The sequence below is a fragment of the Pelagibius sp. Alg239-R121 genome (assembly GCF_947331435.1).
Lineage (GTDB): Bacteria > Pseudomonadota > Alphaproteobacteria > Kiloniellales > Kiloniellaceae > Denitrobaculum.
Window position 1 is genome coordinate 606,416 of the sequence record NZ_CAMZOF010000003.1, and the last position, 15,616, is coordinate 622,031.

The window sequence follows — 15,616 nt, forward strand, 5'->3', positions numbered from 1 at the left end:
ATCTGTGTTCCATTCTGCGTGGATCTTGGTTTGCTATCTTTGCGGCGTGGCGGGGTTCTTCCCCTCGCTCCAGCTTCTGTAAAGTTCGAACCTCCGCGCCGTGGCGTCGCCACGCACCGTTTCGGCATCGAGCCCGGCATCGGGGCGTTTGATCTCCTGCCAGAAGTGACAGGCGACCCAGCGCTCATCCCCGGTTTGTTCGAGAGCCGGCTTTTGCTCCGAACAACGACTGCGTGCGTGTGGGCAGCGGGTATGGAAGCGGCAGCCGGTTGGTGGTGCCGAGGGGCTCGGCACATCGCCGCTCAAGCCTTCCGACATACGCCGCGCCTTGGGCGAGGGCACCGGGATGGCGGTCATCAGTGCTTGGGTGTAGGGGTGTAATGGCTGATCGTAGAGAGCATCAGTCTGGCCGAGTTCGATCATCTCACCAAGATACATCACGCCGACCCTGTCGCTCATATGCCGGATGACCGCGAGGTCATGGGCAATGATGATCAGGGTTAGGCCGAACTCCTCTTTCAGGTCTTCCAGCAGGTTGACCACCTGTGCCTGGATGGACACATCCAAAGCCGAGACAGGCTCGTCGCCGATGATCACCTTGGGGCCGCTGGCGAGTGCCCGGGCGATGCCGATGCGCTGGCGCTGGCCACCCGAGAATTCGTGCGGATAGCGATTGGCATGCTCAGCCCGCAGTCCGACCCGGCCAAGCAGCTGCGCCACACGTTCCTTTCGGGCTGCGCTGCTTTCGACGCCGTGGACCTGCATCGGCTCTTCAACGATGGCGCCGACGGTCATGCGCGGATTGAGCGACGAGAAGGGATCCTGGAAGATAAATTGCAGCTCGCCGCGCAGGCTCCGCATTTCAGCATCCGACAATCCGCTGATGTCCTGGCCGTTGTAAATGACGCGCCCGTCGGTGGGCGCCAAAAGACGAATGAGCAACCGGGCGAGAGTTGATTTACCGCATCCGGATTCCCCGACGATCGCAAAGGTCTCTCCGCGCCGGATGCCAAAACTGACGCCGTCAACCGCCCTGACCGATGGCGTTTTGCCGAACAGGCGTGCCGGGCCAGCGAAATGACGTGTGAGACCGCGTGCTTCGAGAATCGTCGTCTCGGGTGCTGTCGTGGAGAGGTCGGGCGTCATAATGTCGCCTCTCCAACTTTTTGCTCCAGCGGAACTCTGAAACAGGCGACCTCGTGATCGTCGCCTGCCTTCGACAAAGGCGGGATATTTCGTTCGCAATCTGCGGCAACGAAGGGGCAGCGTGTCGCAAACCGGCAGCCGCTCGGCATGGCATCGACCGTCGGCACCATGCCTGCAACAGTGACCAGACGCCCACTGCGTTTTGCCAGGGAGGGGATCGAACTCATCAGGCCAAGCGTGTAGGGGTGTTGCGGATTTTCAAAGATCTCCTCGACCGGCCCCGCCTCTACGATGCGCCCGGCGTACATGATCGCAACCTTGTCGGCGACTTCCGCGACCACACCGAGGTCGTGCGTGATCATGATCAGGGCAGTACCGGTTTCTTCCTGCAGGGTGCGGACAAGCGAGAGAATCTGGGCCTGGATGGTGACGTCAAGTGCCGTGGTCGGCTCGTCCGCAATCAAAAGGCTTGGATCATTTGCGAGTGCCATGGCGATCATCACCCGCTGGCGCATGCCGCCTGATAGCTGGTGCGGAAATTCCTTCAGGCGTTTTTCGGGGGCAGGGATCCGGACCCGCTTCAGCATTTCCAGGGCGCGGTCCTGCGCTTCGGATTTTGTCACCTGTCGGTGGCGGCGTACCGCTTCGCTGATCTGATCGCCAACCGTGTAGACCGGGTTCAGCGAGGTCATGGGCTCCTGGAACACCATGGCGATCTTGTCGCCCCGAATTTCTGAAATTTCCGACTTCGGGAGCGATAACAGGTCTTTACCGTCGAACACTGCGGTACCTGAGGTGATCTCTGCCGGTGGAGTGGGCAGCAGGCCCATAAGGGAAAGAGCGGTGATACTCTTGCCGCAACCGGATTCTCCGACCAGGCATAAAGTCTCGCCCGGTGCTACGGAAAAAGAGACGTTATCGACAACATTTGTCGCAATGCCTTTGAAGCCGATCGAGAGGCTCTCGACTGCCAACACCGGCGTGACGGCCGCGGTGCTGGCAACTGAATCATCTTTGCCAAGGGCATCAACCAAAGAAGCCGGTTCCTCAAGAAGAGCGGAATCAGGACGCATGACTGAGACCGCCGGCCGTTACGGCCAGGAGGCGTTCGTGCAGCGAGAGGATGTGTTGCCGCGCGGCGGCCTCGGCACCAGCCGGATCGCGACGTTCAATGGCCTCGACAATCGTGTCGTGCTGATCACTGTAGAGCATCGCGCTATCGCGGCTGCGCGCAAGTTCGCGCACATGGTGCCAGGCTGGATCCTGCCGAACCTTGTCGACAATGTTGAAAAGCGCAAGAAACAGTGTGTTGCCTGCGGTCTGCGCGATGTAGCGATGCAAAGCACTGTCCCAGAGCTCACGGCTGTCTGCGTCCTTGGCTTCCACGATCTTCGTGGTCAGTTCGCGCAGGTGTTTAATGTCATCTTCGGTGGCACGCAGCGCGGCGAGCTGTGCAAGGGCAGGTTCGATCCGCAGCCGAACTTCCATCACTTCGAAGAAATTCGAACGGTTGGAGAGCCCGTCGATTGTGGGGCCCTGTTGCTCGGGGGCCGGGCCAACGTAAGTGCCCGAACCCTGCCGCCGCCAGATCCGGCCTTCGGACTCAAGAACTTCCAATGCACGTCTGACAGCGCGGCGCCCGACGCCAAGGATTTCCGAAAGCACACGCTCGGTCGGCAACTGGTGGTCCGTCGTCGAGTGATCCTCGTCAAGCATCTTGCGCAGGCGTTCAAGGGCCAGGCTTGAATTGCTGGATCTTGAGCTATTCTGCCCAGGGTGAGTTTGATCGCCGCTATCGAGCGTTGAATTCTGTGCGTCTCTCTGATTGTCGGGCGACATAGGCAAAGGTTCGTTTGCAGGGAAACCAATATGAATTGATGCCATCATTGATTCGTATTGGTTCGATTGCAAGCCCGCTTAATCAATTTTTGGAAAAGCATTCGGAAACTGCATAACCCAAAATTGCTATAAAAATACCTACTATGGGCTAAAATCAGCCAATTTGGTCAAAAAACTCTAACGCATAGAAAATCTGCTCGCCTGGCAAATAAACGAAACCAATTATGATTGGTACCGTCAAAAATTGCCTGGCTTATACCTTTGGAGGGCGCCGTGCGCGATAGGCGGTGGCAAGCTTTCAAAACTGATCGGTTTCTCTGAAACAGCGAACAATCTGAATTGCCCTTTAGGAGGGGCAGGCTTCGGAGGTCGACGCCGCCGGCAAACGCTCGTGAAAGAATTTGTACCAACTCAGGTATCTCAGACGCGATGAACTCGTAGAGCGCGTCATCGCATCTGCCGCTGCGCAGTTCGCCAGCTTTTTCTCGCTGTCGTCCAGAAAAAGGCCGATCAGATCGCGGCTTCCCACGTATCTCTCAGGTTTGACCATTTCATTGAAATAGTCGCGGCGCAGGTTCTGATGACATTCCAAACGATCCAGCGCGGCGGTTTCTGCAGCGCAGGCCGTTGCTGTCTGAGTGGCCGATGGACAGGCGCTTTCGCCTGCTTCGCAACCACACATCCCTTGCTCGATGCAGAGTTGTCCGCGTTCCTTTATGGCCCAGACATTGAAGATCGCTGCGGTCGTTGCCAGGTAGATCGCGCCCTGATCGGCGTCGGGCTCAGCCAACTGGCCTGATTTGGCCGCTTCTGTAAGGCCATCGCCGATTTCTTCCGCGGCTGTTTCGAGTCGTTCTGCCGCCCGTTCGACCTCTTTTGCCGGTGTCGCGGTAAGATCGCAGACCACACGCCAGCCTTCGATCAACGCTCCAAAATGCTCGGCAAACAGGAAGTCCCGGGTAAAGCGTCCGGTCTTGGATACCAGGTTGCCCTTGGCCGTCTCCACGTCACTCTCAAGAAGACGGGCGAGGCCGACGTTGCCGACCTGCAGATGCATCATGGCATCCAACACGGTCAGGTGAGCGGCTTCAGCTTGTTTGCTGCCGAAACGTACGCGATAGGCCCGGATAGCTGACCGGGTTCTGGAAAAAGTCGGCTGGTTTGCCGATGGAAGGTTAGCCAGGCACTGGGGTTCTTCGCCTTGGCCGGAGAGAAACAGCTCAGCGAACTCTTGCCGATAGACGTCGTGGACCTCCGCGAGAGCCTGTTTTTCGGGAAGCAGCGCCGGTGTCTTTATGCTTTCACAGCCTGAAAGAGATATGACGGGGATTACTGCCGCAAGGAATGAAAGGAGAAATCTCTGCATCGCGTTACCTCTCTTCATGCGCCGTCAAGCTGAGCGACCACACCCCGAACCAAGTCGTCGAAGGCCTGATTGCCTCCCTCTGCGAGCGCGAAGGGTGCTGCCAGATAACTCAGGATCACCCGCTCCAGGAAATCCGGCAGGTTCTCGCCGTCGACTGTCTTACCGATCTCGCCGTTGGCCGCGCTCAATCCTAAGGTAAGGGCGGCCTTGAGCGCCGTATGATCGACTGCACCGTCCGACAGCAACACAGCGCCTCGTCGGGCAACAGCCGTCAGACTTTTGCGCAGAGCATCCACCATGACGGGACCGGAGAGCAGCTTGGTCGGATCGGTTATCAGTGCATCAATGATGCCGACTGTAAGGGGTTGAAGGATATCGGCTTCGTCAAACTTTGCCCAGACGCCAGGGTTTGCCGCCACGGCCCGGATGGAAGCGATCAGGGCATCCCTTCGCCCTGCTCTGGTCAGCAATGGTGTGACGCCCTCGCTGCCCAGCACTGTCCCCATGGTCGTCAGGACGCTACGAAACCGCGCGTCCATCTCGACCAGCGCCAGGTTGTCCGTTGCCGATCGCAATGCAGCGTCGGTTATGGCGATGACATCTTCTGTTTGCAGGCCGTCCCGGATGGCATTTCCCGCCGCCTCAAACGTCGCGCTGACGACTTGTGAGGCAAAGCGGCTGTCACGAGCGACCAAGTCGGGGTGTTCCGACAAGATAACGAGGCTTTTCGACACCACATCTCGAAGCGTCTGCTTGTCGAAGGTCTCCTTCAACGGCGTTTCGGACAGGGTTTGGGCGAGGCCGGTTACAAGATCCGTAGCGAATGGAGGCAGACCTGCGGTGCTGGCTAGGGCAACCGGGTTGGCGGCGACCGCCCCAAGAGCAACTTTGTAGATGCCGGCAAAAATTTCGCCGCTCGCAAGTTCCTTGAAAAAGCTGTTTGCAGCTGCCCGCTCGCCGATCGTGCCTGCAATTGCGGTGGCAACGGCCGTTATCAGGGGCTGATCCCCGATCTTGCGTTTGAGAACACCTTCCACGTTTTGAGCGCCGGCGGCAAGACCGGCTTCGATCACACCAAAGATGGCGGCCTGATCACCTTCTAGAACTTCCGGAAAATTATCTGCAAAGGCGTTCAGTGTGCTGCTGATGACGGCTTTTGCTGCTGCGTCGGAGGAGATGAAGGAAGGGTCGCTTGCAACCTGTCTGAAAATGCCTGCGACCAGATCTTTGAAGCCGTCAGCAGTGATCAGTCGGGCGAAGAATTCGTCGGCGCGTTCCCGTGCACCCGCCGAGTCTCCGGCTTGCTCTCGCCGCGCCGCCCGGAGGTCGTTAAGCGCGCCGAACAGTGCTTTGAGTGCGGCTTCATTGGGAACCGCATCCGGATTGTCGAGTGCGGCGAAAAGCGCGGAGCCTAAAAGACTCTGGTAAATACTTCTGATCGAGAAATCGTCGAAATCCTGTTTGACCGCAAATTCTGAAATCAGAGATTCGACCAACACTCTGGTTCTGGGATTCGCGATGAAGGTCGTCGCGTTGTCTCCCAGGAATTCCAGGGCGGTGTCTACGGTTGCAAGGGCGAGGCGCGCGTAGACCGGATTACGCGATAGCCGTTGGGATTCAACGACGTAGTACGCCAGCCGCATTTCCGTATCGGGGCCTGAACTGGCCAGAGCGCGCAAGTCTCCTGGGGCGGCACCATCTCCCGCCAGCAGTGTGGCCGGAACATTGGCGGCTTCGAAGTAGAGTTTGTAGCAGCGGTTCAGCTTCGCAGCAGGCGGATTGTTGCCGCCGTTCACGGCCGCCTTAACGTCTTCGAAATCTGTTACCAGATCCTGGGTATGCAGAATCGCCAAACCGGTCGGCGATTCGAAGAACGCCCACATCTGTCGCAGAAAATTGCTGCGGTCTTCCCGTTTGGGCGCGGGCGGGAGACGAAAGGGCAGACCCTTCGTCGCCTCGTTGAGGGATAAAATCGTATCGACGCGTCCCCGGTATTTCAGAACCGCGGTGATCGCGGACATGACAACAGACAAAGGTATCGTCATGCGGTCTCCCCCATCTCAAAGCCGCCCCGCTATTGCCGGGACCTGTCGCCAATGCCCGGACCTGCTGCGGGCCTCTGACGCTTGCTGTTCGGTTTTGACGTTCGCCGCAAGCGGGTTTATCAGTTGCGGCATTCTAACATGGATAGATGCCGAGTCGGAATGCTGATGCATTGCCAATTGGAATTAGACGATGACTCGCTCGCCCGTTCTGAAGGCGCGGCTGAAGCGATCCAACCCATGGCTTCCGCCGTTGACCAGACGCCGTGCCGACCGGAGATCGGAACGGATAATGGCCTCCTTGATGCGACGTTCCTTGACTTTCAGGAAGGCTGCGAGAATGCCGGCGGCAATTCTGGGCTCGTTTGCCCGCTCCGGATTTTCGACTAGACCGTTTCCCAAACCAATTTTCTCACCGATGCGGCCGTAGTTATCGCGCCCGGTCAGTTGGATGTAACCCCGGCCCTTGAAGTGGCCACCGTCCGGCGGCCCCTGGTTGCCCAGGTCTCGGCGATTATCGTAGAGGTCAAAAGGATGACCGCCAGGCGAAGTGTTGAATCGTGACTTTCCTTCAGGTATCGGCAGAAAACCGGCCGATTCGGCGCGGATGGTCGCCAAGGCCGTGAGCACCATCGGTTTGTCGGTGAGTTCCGCGCTGACCAGCGACTCAAGAACCGGCGGCAGATTGGTTTCGATATTGCGGCGTGGGGTCGAGAGAATCATCTTTGCAACCCCTTCAACGGTTACCGTCGCGATGGCCAGCGGAGGATCCGGTTCAATCTCGGCTGACAGTACTGCAAGTGTTCTCGGGCCGACGATACCATCGACGAGGAGACCCTCACTGGCCTGGAACGCCCGTACGGCTCGATCGGTTGCCTTACCGAAGTGTCCGTCGGCACCACCTGGATTGAAACCTGCTTCCTTCAGTTTTTCCTGAAGCCGCCTGACCTCGTCGTTGCGCATACCCCGTTTCAGTGTCGCCATCGTTTCTCGCCAGGTTGTTTGTAAGCGAGCGGATACTAGCACAGCGTCTAGCATCCGATGCCGATTTTGTATTCCCCGGACGTAGGCGAAATCGGGAAACTCAGAGCGGCGTCATATGCTCTTCAATGCCAATGGAGTTATCTACTGCATGGTTGGGTGAGGAGTCGAAAAAGGATTCTGAACAATTCACACCTATCTGTGGTAATAGATGATTACTTGCGTTTACTCTGAATCGGCGAGTGCGGCTGTAATATCTTGCTCGGCGCTGAACTCTGTGTAGCGTTAGTTTTCAGACGCTTCGCTCATCCCTTTTTATTGTCACTCAGATTTCACGCCTGTGTGATCTTCTTGGTGGTTGTATGTTGTAAGTGATCGTACAATATTGACAGACGTTGGGCCAAGAAGGCGCATGCCCGCCCTCGGGTGCGGCGCGGAAAATTGATCGGCGGCAGGTAGGTCGTTCAGCCACGCTCCATTGCGCCGTCTGATTCATGATTTTAACGAGTTGGAGCGACTATAATCGACGACGTACCTCCCGATGTTTCTCAACCCTACAAGATTACCCTTCAGCCGGGAGACCTGCTGTTTAGTGAGGGTGAGGGGGGCGAGCGTGCCTATGTCGTGGAAGACGGTGTGGTCGAAGTCGTCAAGCAAACGTCGCAAGGCTCTGTCACCCTGGCCCGGCTTGGTCACGGCGAAATTGTTGGCGAGATGGCACTCTTTGATAATGCGCCGCGGTCGGCTACGGTGGTTGCCGTCGAAAAAACGACGCTTCTCTCGATCGACCGGTTGCAGATCGACGCCAAGATACGCAATGCCGATCCCACCATCGCCCTGCTGATTGATACGCTGACCAACCGCCTTCGATCCATGCAAAGTCTTGTCGGTGCACCGGGGTTAACTCAAAGCGTTGCTGAACCGGGCGAGAGTGCACTGCTGTCGGCGCGCGCGGGCACCGAAGATGTCAGGCAGATTCTCCGCTTTGAACGGCAACTAATCGCCGGCCTTGAAAACGACCAATTCTTCGTCGAATTTCAGCCGATAATGAGTCTCGAAACGCATGACCTTGTTGGTTTTGAGGCTTTAGTGCGTTGGCGGCACCCTGATCTGGGAAATGTCTCACCACAGCGCTTTATTCCGGTTGCCGAAAACCTGGAAGCCGTCGTTCATCTCGACCGTGAGATCATTGCGCGAAGCTTGTCCTTTATCGCAGAAGCGAACCAGGCCCGGCACGACGCTTGTGCAAAGACCCGGGATTGTCCCCCGATCCATGTTTCATTCAATCTCTCAACAGTCCGGCTTTCCGACGGCAGTGTCATCAGTGACATCGATGCTGCTCTGTCCGCGCATACTGTGAATCCGGCAATGTTAAAAGTCGAGGTAAACGAACAGGTCCTGATCCGCGACGCCCAGCAAGCGATCGCAATCCTTTCCGAGTTGCGCACTCGGGGAATCGGCGTTTTGTTGGATGACTTCGGGACCGGATATTCCTCTCTCAGTTACCTTGCGCGTTTGCCGATCGATATTTTGAAGGTCGATCGCAGTTTCGTTAAGGCAATGACCCGTTCGCAGCAGAGCAAGACGATTATGGCTTCAATCTGTGCCATGGCGCGCGCGCTTGGAAAAGACGTCGTCGCGGAAGGCATCGAGAGGCCCGAACAGGCCGAAATGCTGACAGATATGGGATGCTCTTATGGTCAAGGCTATCACTTTGCCGCGCCGATGGCGGCAAAGGACGCATTAGAATTTATCCACAGCGTCACGCCGGTTGACGCTGAGCCTGATCGTTTCATTTTGAACCAAAATGGAACTTGAATCCGGCTCCTGTTTTATGAATGAGAGGGCATCTTACGCTCTCGAATAAGCTTATCGAGAGCGACCGCACTCTCTAGCCTGATCTTTTCGTTTTGAACCAAAATGGAACGCGAATCAGGCCTTTGCCGAATGCGTGAATCTAGTGCGCGCTGTTGTTGTTCATGATGGCCGCCAGAGCTGCGGAGGCCAGACGAGCGGCGGGCGGGTCGGCTCGGCTGGTAAGCAGGATCGGCACCTTGGCGCCCAAGACGATGCCGGCGGCGCAGGCGTTCATGTAATGCACCATCATTTTGAAGAGAGCATTGCCGGTCACAATATCCGGTACAACGATGATGTCGGCGCGACCGGCGACCGGGTGATCCACGCCTTTCGTGCGCGCGGCTTCGCTGGAGAGAGCGAGATCCATCGCCAGTGGGCCGTAGACTGCGGCGCCGCTGACGTTTTCCTTTGCCCAGTCGGAAAGGGTTCGAGCCTCGGTGCTTGAGGGCATCTGTTCCATGGGCTCCTCGGTGGCTGAGAGCAGAGCAACCTTTGGTTCAGCCAAATCCAGGGCATGTGCCAAGTCGACCGAATTCTGAACTACGGCCTTCTTGGTCTCGATATCCGGGTGGATGTTGACGGCGCAGTCCGTAAGCAGGAGCTGACCTTCCCGTCCTGGAATCGTCATATGGAAAACATGGGTCAGGCGGCGTTCCGTCCGCAGGTTCGCTGATCTGCTCAGTAGAGCGCGCATGAAGACGTCTGTGTGGATATGTCCCTTCATGACCGCAGCCGCTTCGCCGTTACCTGCCGCGCTTGCCGCCGCACTTGCCGCAGCCTGTTCGTTGTCGGCGGCCGTAATCTGATACGCGGAAATATCCCAACCGAGATCGGAGGCATGATGGTGAATGGCATCGGCGTCACCGAAAAATACCGGCTCGATAACGCCCGCGCTTGCTGCGTCGTAGGCGCTCTCCATGACGACGGCGGCACCCGCATTGACGATTGCGGTGCGCAGTGGCGCGGCGGATTTGGCGGCGCGCAGAAGGCTCTGCGGGCATTCGACCTGTGTTTTTCCGAGCATGTCCCGACTCCCGAACAAAAAGAGTTTAAGCGTATTCGTCTAAAAATGAGACTTTAAGTCTCAAATAGATGGATCGCATAAAACAAGTCAAGCAAAAGCTAGCGGTTTACGGCTTACTCGAGAAGAGCTATCGGCACGCGCTAAGCAACGCGGGCATTATCGCCAGCCTGTTCAGTCTGTCGGCGGGGACTCTGGGTCGATCGCGACGCTGTAGAGATCTTTCGCGGCATGCCGCAACAGATCGACGTGCTCCATGGCTGAAGCCAAGCTCATCCGCTGGACCGGGGCGTGGATTGCCAGGGTTGCGACGAAGTCTCCGTTATCGTTTTCGACCGGTACTGCCACGGCGACCATTCCCTCGACGAACTCTTCGTTGTCTACGCCGAGCCGGTTCTTGCGCGTTACTTCCAGTGCCGCAAGCAACTCGTCTTTGTCGGTGATGGTGTTCGGTGCGTGCCGGTCCAGTTTCAGGCTGTCCACGAGCCGGCGTTGCTGTGACCGGCGCAGAGTGCTCAAGTACAGTTTGCCGCTTGCAGTACAGTAAAAGGGCACATGGCCGCCCACGGGTAGCTCGATACGGATCGGCCAGTGGGTTTCCACGCGGTCCAGATAGATCATGCCGCTGGTGTCGGGCAGAGTGATGTTACAGGTCTCGCCCACCTGTTCCGACACGCGTTGCAGGATTGTGTGCCGCAGCTGTGCAAGTGGCGCGAAGCTCAGCACGCCTGCGGCGATGCTCCGCAGGCGCTTGCCCGGCAGAAAGCGTCGGCCGTCGATGTCTTTGGTCAGGTAACCGTCCAGGTGCAGCTCGTTACAAAGGCGATGGACGGTAGGCTTCGGTAAACCGAGGCTTTCGTTGATGTCCGTTGGCGTCATCGGGTATCCCGACTGGGTGAGAACCTCGAGAATGTACAATCGCCGCAGGCCGGGGGGCGTGCGGTCTGCTTGATCCTCTTTCTTTCCGTTACCTTGCCGCGCCATTCTCACCTGTCCACTATAGGGCGTCCCGGGGCTCCGGTTCGGAAGATCCCCATTCCCTAATCTCGTCGTTCAACGGGGGATAGTTGGTATACGCCGGTACGCTCGTTAACAAGTATAATGCTTGAAAGCTAAGTCGTAAGCAGGGAAAAGCCCTCATGAGCGGGGCGTTAAAATGAGGAGTAAAGTCGCAGTAGGAAAAAGAAAAACGACCGGCTTCCTCTTGTTTGTTTTTTTTGCAGGACCAGATGAATAGGTTATGGTTTCAACAACTGGGAGATGCAGATGCACAGCGCGGCGGTAATGGGGCCGGGCCCCGGATACGAAAAACACCCTGAACACACAGTCGAACTTGCGCATGAAAAGAGGCAAGTCCGTGTGCTCTTTAATGGCATTGTTGTGGCCGACACCAGGAATGGGATCACGGTCCGGGAAGCCAGCTATGATCCCGTGGTTTACATTCCACGTAGAGATGTGCGCAGCGAATTCTTGCGCGAAACGTCCCGGGAGACACATTGCCCCTTTAAAGGTTACGCGTCCTACTGGTCGGTCAAAGTCGATCGTGAAATTGCCGAGAATGCAGCGTGGGCCTATCCGCGCAGTTACGAAGAAGTGACGGAACTCGCTGATTGTATCGCTTTCGATAAGCGCCTCGTCAGCTACGAATTCATCTCGGAGCACTAATACCAAAGATCGTTAACAACAACGATTGGTATGATTCCGCACTGTAGAGATATCGGTTCATCCAGGCGCTTTGTCGATGGAAATGCAGCTTTATCAAGACGCAGTCGGCCGAGGGTTCCCGCACGCCTGAATCAAACGATGACGCTTTCGTAGTAATGGTCCTGGGTGTTGCAGCGGCTGGTCCGCAGTTCGACCGGGACTCCGCTCAGGTTATGGCCAACGCGTTCAATCAACTGCAAGGGCGAGCCCTTTTTGACGCCGAGCCAGGCCGCGTCCTGCGATGAGGCGGCCACCGCCCGCAGGTGCTCGACCGCGCGGCTGATGGTTACGCAATAGCGGTCTTCATAGAGTTGGTAGAGATTGTTTGGCAGATCGGCCAAGGGGAGCTTGTCCAGATCCGGGAAGACCTTGGCAGGAACCACGATGCTCTCGGCGATGACCGGGCGACCCTCCAAGTCGCGTACGCGATCAATTTGTATAACTCTGGCCGTAGACGGCAACCCAAGTTTCAAGGTCTCCTCGCGCAGAGCCCGACGCCGGGTCATACCCTTTTCCCGGCTGGACGGCATCTGGCGCACACCGCTGTTGCTGACAATGTGAAAGAAGTGGAACAATGCCCGATCGGGCGTATGGGCAGCAACGAAAGTTCCCTTCCCCTGATGCCGGATCACCAGGTTTTCTGATGCCAGCTCGTCGAGCGCCTTGCGCACGGTTCCTTGGCTTACGCCATAGTCCTGTCCAAGTTTGGTCTCGCTGGGCAGCAGGTCGCCGGGGCTCCAGATGCCCTTTACGATCTGCTGAATGATCAGCTCTTTGACCTGACTGTAGAGTGGCGCGCTGCCACGTATGGTTTTCATTTCATTCAAAGGGTCAGTCACCTTTGCCGGCTGTCATTTTACTGTGGTCCGGGCGCTTTTCGGTTTATCGCGGGTCAAGTTTTATGTCGCGCCAGGGTTATAGCAAGTTTAGAAGAAAAATCATACAACTCTTATATAAGAGTTAAAAGAATATCTTGACCTGCGGACTGCGCCGGGCATAACGTCGGACAGATTTTACGCCGCCCCTGCCGTTTGTCGTTCAGCGGGCGGATTTCTGCATGGGAGGACTTAAGTGACAGCACCCGATTTTCTCGTCCATGAGACGAAGGACACCGTTGGTGTCATCGTGGTCGAAGGCATCGAAGCCGGTCAGGAACTGACTGGATGGCTGATGGAGACCGACGAGACGCTTTCGATTACTGCGCTCGACCCGATTCCCCTGGGGCACAAGGTTGCACTGGGTGATATCGCGAATGGCGACACGATCATCAAGTACAGCCATGACATCGGCAAGGCGATCGCCGACATCGGCAAGGGACATCACGCCCACGTTCACAACGTCAAGACCAAGAGGTGGTAGGTATGGCGCAATCAAGCTTTTGGGGATATCGCCGCGAAAACAATCGTGTCGGCGTCCGGAACCACGTCATCATTCTGCCGCTCGACGATCTCTCCAATGCGGCTTGCGAAGCCGTGGCCAACAACATCCAGGGCTGCATGGCCCTGCCGCATCACTACGGCCGTCTGCAGTTCGGTGAGGATCTGGAGTTGCATTTCCGTACTCTGATCGGGACCGGCAGCAACCCTAACGTGGCAGCGGTTGTTGTGATTGGTATCGAGCCGGTCTGGACCAAACGGATCGTTGACGGTATTGCCGCCACCGGTAAGCCGGTCGAGGGTTTCGCCATCGAGCAGAACGGCGACATCAATACCATTGCCGCAGCATCCCGCAAGGCGAAGGAATACGTTCAGTGGGCCAGCGAAAAGACCCGCGAGGAATGTGGCCTGGGCGAGCTCTGGGTCTCGACCAAGTGTGGCGAATCCGACACGACCTCGGGCCTGGCCTCGAACCCGACGGTGGGTAACTTCATCGACAAGGTCGACGTCCAGGGCGCCACCACCTGCTTCGGTGAGACGTCCGAGCTGACCGGCGCCGAACTGGAGTGCGCCAAGCGCGGCGTAACCCCTGAAATCGGCAAGAAGTTCCTCGCCACCTGGCAGGCCTATATGGATGAGGTGATCGAGCCCTTTAAGACCAGCGATCTTTCCGACAGTCAGCCAACCAAAGGCAATATCGAGGGCGGTCTGACCACCATCGAGGAGAAGGCTTTCGGCAACTTCGAGAAGATTGGCAAGAAGACCAACTTCGTCGATGTCCTGCAGCCGGCCGAAGCGCCTTCGAGCGGACCCGGTCTGTACTTCATGGACACCTCCTCGGCAGCTGCCGAGTGTGTGACTCTGCAAGCGGCTGCCGGTTTCGTAGTTCACCTTTTCCCAACTGGTCAGGGCAATATCATCGGCAATCCGATTGAGCCGGTCATCAAGCTGACTGCAAATCCGCGTACCGTGCGGACAATGGGAGAGCATGTTGATGTCGATGTGTCCGGCATCCTGCGACGCGAAATGAATATGGATGAAGCAGGTGATGCGCTGCTCGACATGACGATCCGGACCTGTAACGGACGCTTGACCGCTGCAGAAGCGCTTGGGCACCGCGAGTTCGTTATGACCAAGCTGTACCGAAGCGCTTAGTTTCGGTTGTTATCGGTTCGGGGCGATGTAATAGACTTACGTCGCCCCGAGCATTGCCTGCTCGTCTTGCAGGTGTGTTACCTGATACCCCGAAGATACGGGGACCATAAGAATCGGCGTACATTCAGGAGGAACCTATGGATATTCTGAGAAAAATCGGTGCCACTACGGTGGTCGCGGCGATGTCATTGGCGGCGATCGCAATGATTTCTGGCGTACCGACGGCGCAAGCCTTTCCCGACAAACCTGTCAACTACATCATTCCCTTCGGACCAGGTGGCGAGTCCGACATAACGGCACGTCACCAGCAGTCCTTCTTCAAAGAGAAGTTCGGCCAGGATCTGGTGATCGCGTACAAGCCCGGCGGCGGTGGTGCGGTCGGCTGGTCGCAACTCAACGGCATGATCGGCGACGGCTACACAATGATGGGCATCAACCTGCCGCACATCGTGGTCAAGCCCCTGCAGAAGGATGTCGGTTTCAAGACCGAGGACATCACTGGCGTCTACATGTTCCATTACACCCCCGATGCGATCGTCGTGAACGCAAGCAGTGATATCAAGTCGCTTCAGGATCTGGTCGACTACGCGAAAGCCAATCCTGGCAAGCTGACAATGTCAGGTTCGGGTAAGGGTACTGCCAATCATCTCGCGCAGGTTCGCTTCGACAAGATGGCCGGCGTCAAGACGACTTATGTCGCTTTCAAGGGAACCGGTAAGGCCGTTGCGGCTCTGCTGGGGGATCAGGTAAAGGCGGAGTGGGGTTACACTTCGGTGGGTGCCAAGCATGAAGGCAAGGTCCGTATGCTGGCGGTTGCCATGGAACAGCGTCATCCGAAATTCCCGGATGTTCCGACCTTCAAGGAGCTCGGCTTCGATCTGGTTTCTGGGGCCTATCGTGGCATCGCGGTTCCCAAGTCCACGCCAGAAGATGTGCGCGTAAAGCTCTCCGAGATGATCGGCGAAATCAACGCGGATCCGGAGTTTCGCAAGCGCATGGAAAACGACGGCATGGCTTTGCTCGATGTCGGTTACAAGGATCTCAACGCCTTTGTTGCCGAGCAGGCAAAGGCATATGAGGAAGCTGCGCGTGAAGCCGGGGTTATCAAGTAGCTTTCGTCTACAAGTAG

Annotated in this window: 14 protein-coding genes; 5 read left to right on the plus strand and 9 right to left on the minus strand. The window is 57.2% G+C overall.

Annotation, left to right across the window (positions count from 1 at the left end):
• Positions 1-33 precede the first annotated feature (33 nt).
• From QMZ18_RS13195 to QMZ18_RS13220, 6 genes are all read right to left on the minus strand, one after another.
• Entirely contained in the window at positions 34-1,146 is a 1,113-nt protein-coding gene (locus QMZ18_RS13195; protein ID WP_282606757.1) for an ABC transporter ATP-binding protein, read from the minus strand.
• Positions 1,143-2,219 (minus strand): ABC transporter ATP-binding protein, encoded by a 1,077-nt coding sequence (locus tag QMZ18_RS13200; RefSeq protein WP_282606758.1) that lies wholly within the window; start codon positions 2,217-2,219, stop codon positions 1,143-1,145. The genes QMZ18_RS13195 and QMZ18_RS13200 overlap by 4 nt, the downstream gene beginning before the upstream one ends.
• Entirely contained in the window at positions 2,209-2,985 is a 777-nt protein-coding gene (locus tag QMZ18_RS13205) for a FadR/GntR family transcriptional regulator (RefSeq protein ID WP_282606759.1), read from the minus strand. Before QMZ18_RS13205 ends, QMZ18_RS13200 begins: the two co-directional genes overlap by 11 nt.
• Positions 2,986-3,331: 346 nt before the next feature.
• Positions 3,332-4,351: a hypothetical protein gene (locus tag QMZ18_RS13210; protein ID WP_282606760.1), complete on the minus strand. Its 1,020-nt coding sequence runs from the start codon at positions 4,349-4,351 to the stop codon at positions 3,332-3,334.
• 14 nt (positions 4,352-4,365) lie between these two features.
• A complete protein-coding gene (locus QMZ18_RS13215) occupies positions 4,366-6,396 on the minus strand; it encodes a hypothetical protein (RefSeq protein WP_282606761.1) in 2,031 nt (676 codons plus the stop codon).
• A gap of 183 nt (positions 6,397-6,579) precedes the next feature.
• A complete protein-coding gene (locus QMZ18_RS13220) occupies positions 6,580-7,377 on the minus strand; it encodes a peptidoglycan-binding protein (protein ID WP_282606762.1) in 798 nt (265 codons plus the stop codon).
• A 558-nt stretch (positions 7,378-7,935) separates the two neighbouring features.
• Between QMZ18_RS13220 and QMZ18_RS13225 the strand changes: the two genes are divergently transcribed.
• On the plus strand, positions 7,936-9,192 hold the full coding sequence (locus tag QMZ18_RS13225) for an EAL domain-containing protein (protein ID WP_282606838.1): 1,257 nt from the start codon (positions 7,936-7,938) through the stop codon (positions 9,190-9,192).
• 139 nt (positions 9,193-9,331) lie between these two features.
• On the opposite strand, the gene QMZ18_RS13230 is transcribed toward QMZ18_RS13225, so the two are convergent.
• A complete protein-coding gene (locus QMZ18_RS13230; RefSeq protein WP_282606763.1) occupies positions 9,332-10,255 on the minus strand; it encodes a bifunctional enoyl-CoA hydratase/phosphate acetyltransferase in 924 nt (307 codons plus the stop codon).
• A gap of 171 nt (positions 10,256-10,426) precedes the next feature.
• Entirely contained in the window at positions 10,427-11,236 is an 810-nt protein-coding gene (locus QMZ18_RS13235) for an IclR family transcriptional regulator (protein ID WP_282606764.1), read from the minus strand.
• Positions 11,237-11,518: 282 nt separating this feature from the next.
• Here QMZ18_RS13235 and QMZ18_RS13240 point away from each other — a divergent pair, with 282 nt between their 5' ends.
• On the plus strand, positions 11,519-11,917 hold the full coding sequence (locus QMZ18_RS13240) for a DUF427 domain-containing protein (protein ID WP_282606765.1): 399 nt from the start codon (positions 11,519-11,521) through the stop codon (positions 11,915-11,917).
• Positions 11,918-12,048: 131 nt separating this feature from the next.
• Here QMZ18_RS13240 and QMZ18_RS13245 read toward each other — a convergent pair whose 3' ends face one another.
• The gene (locus QMZ18_RS13245) at positions 12,049-12,774 is read right to left on the minus strand and encodes a GntR family transcriptional regulator (protein ID WP_282606839.1); all 726 of its coding nucleotides are present in this window, start codon (positions 12,772-12,774) and stop codon (positions 12,049-12,051) included.
• Between the two features lie 253 nt (positions 12,775-13,027).
• Here QMZ18_RS13245 and QMZ18_RS13250 point away from each other — a divergent pair, with 253 nt between their 5' ends.
• The 3 genes from QMZ18_RS13250 (at position 13,028) to QMZ18_RS13260 (ending at position 15,599) form a co-directional block, all read left to right on the plus strand.
• Complete coding sequence (locus tag QMZ18_RS13250; RefSeq protein ID WP_282606766.1) at positions 13,028-13,315, plus strand: UxaA family hydrolase; 288 nt, start codon at positions 13,028-13,030, stop codon at positions 13,313-13,315.
• 2 nt (positions 13,316-13,317) lie between these two features.
• Positions 13,318-14,487 (plus strand): UxaA family hydrolase, encoded by a 1,170-nt coding sequence (locus QMZ18_RS13255; RefSeq protein ID WP_282606767.1) that lies wholly within the window; start codon positions 13,318-13,320, stop codon positions 14,485-14,487.
• 137 nt (positions 14,488-14,624) lie between these two features.
• Positions 14,625-15,599: a tripartite tricarboxylate transporter substrate binding protein gene (locus QMZ18_RS13260; RefSeq protein ID WP_282606768.1), complete on the plus strand. Its 975-nt coding sequence runs from the start codon at positions 14,625-14,627 to the stop codon at positions 15,597-15,599.
• Positions 15,600-15,616: the final 17 nt, after the last annotated feature.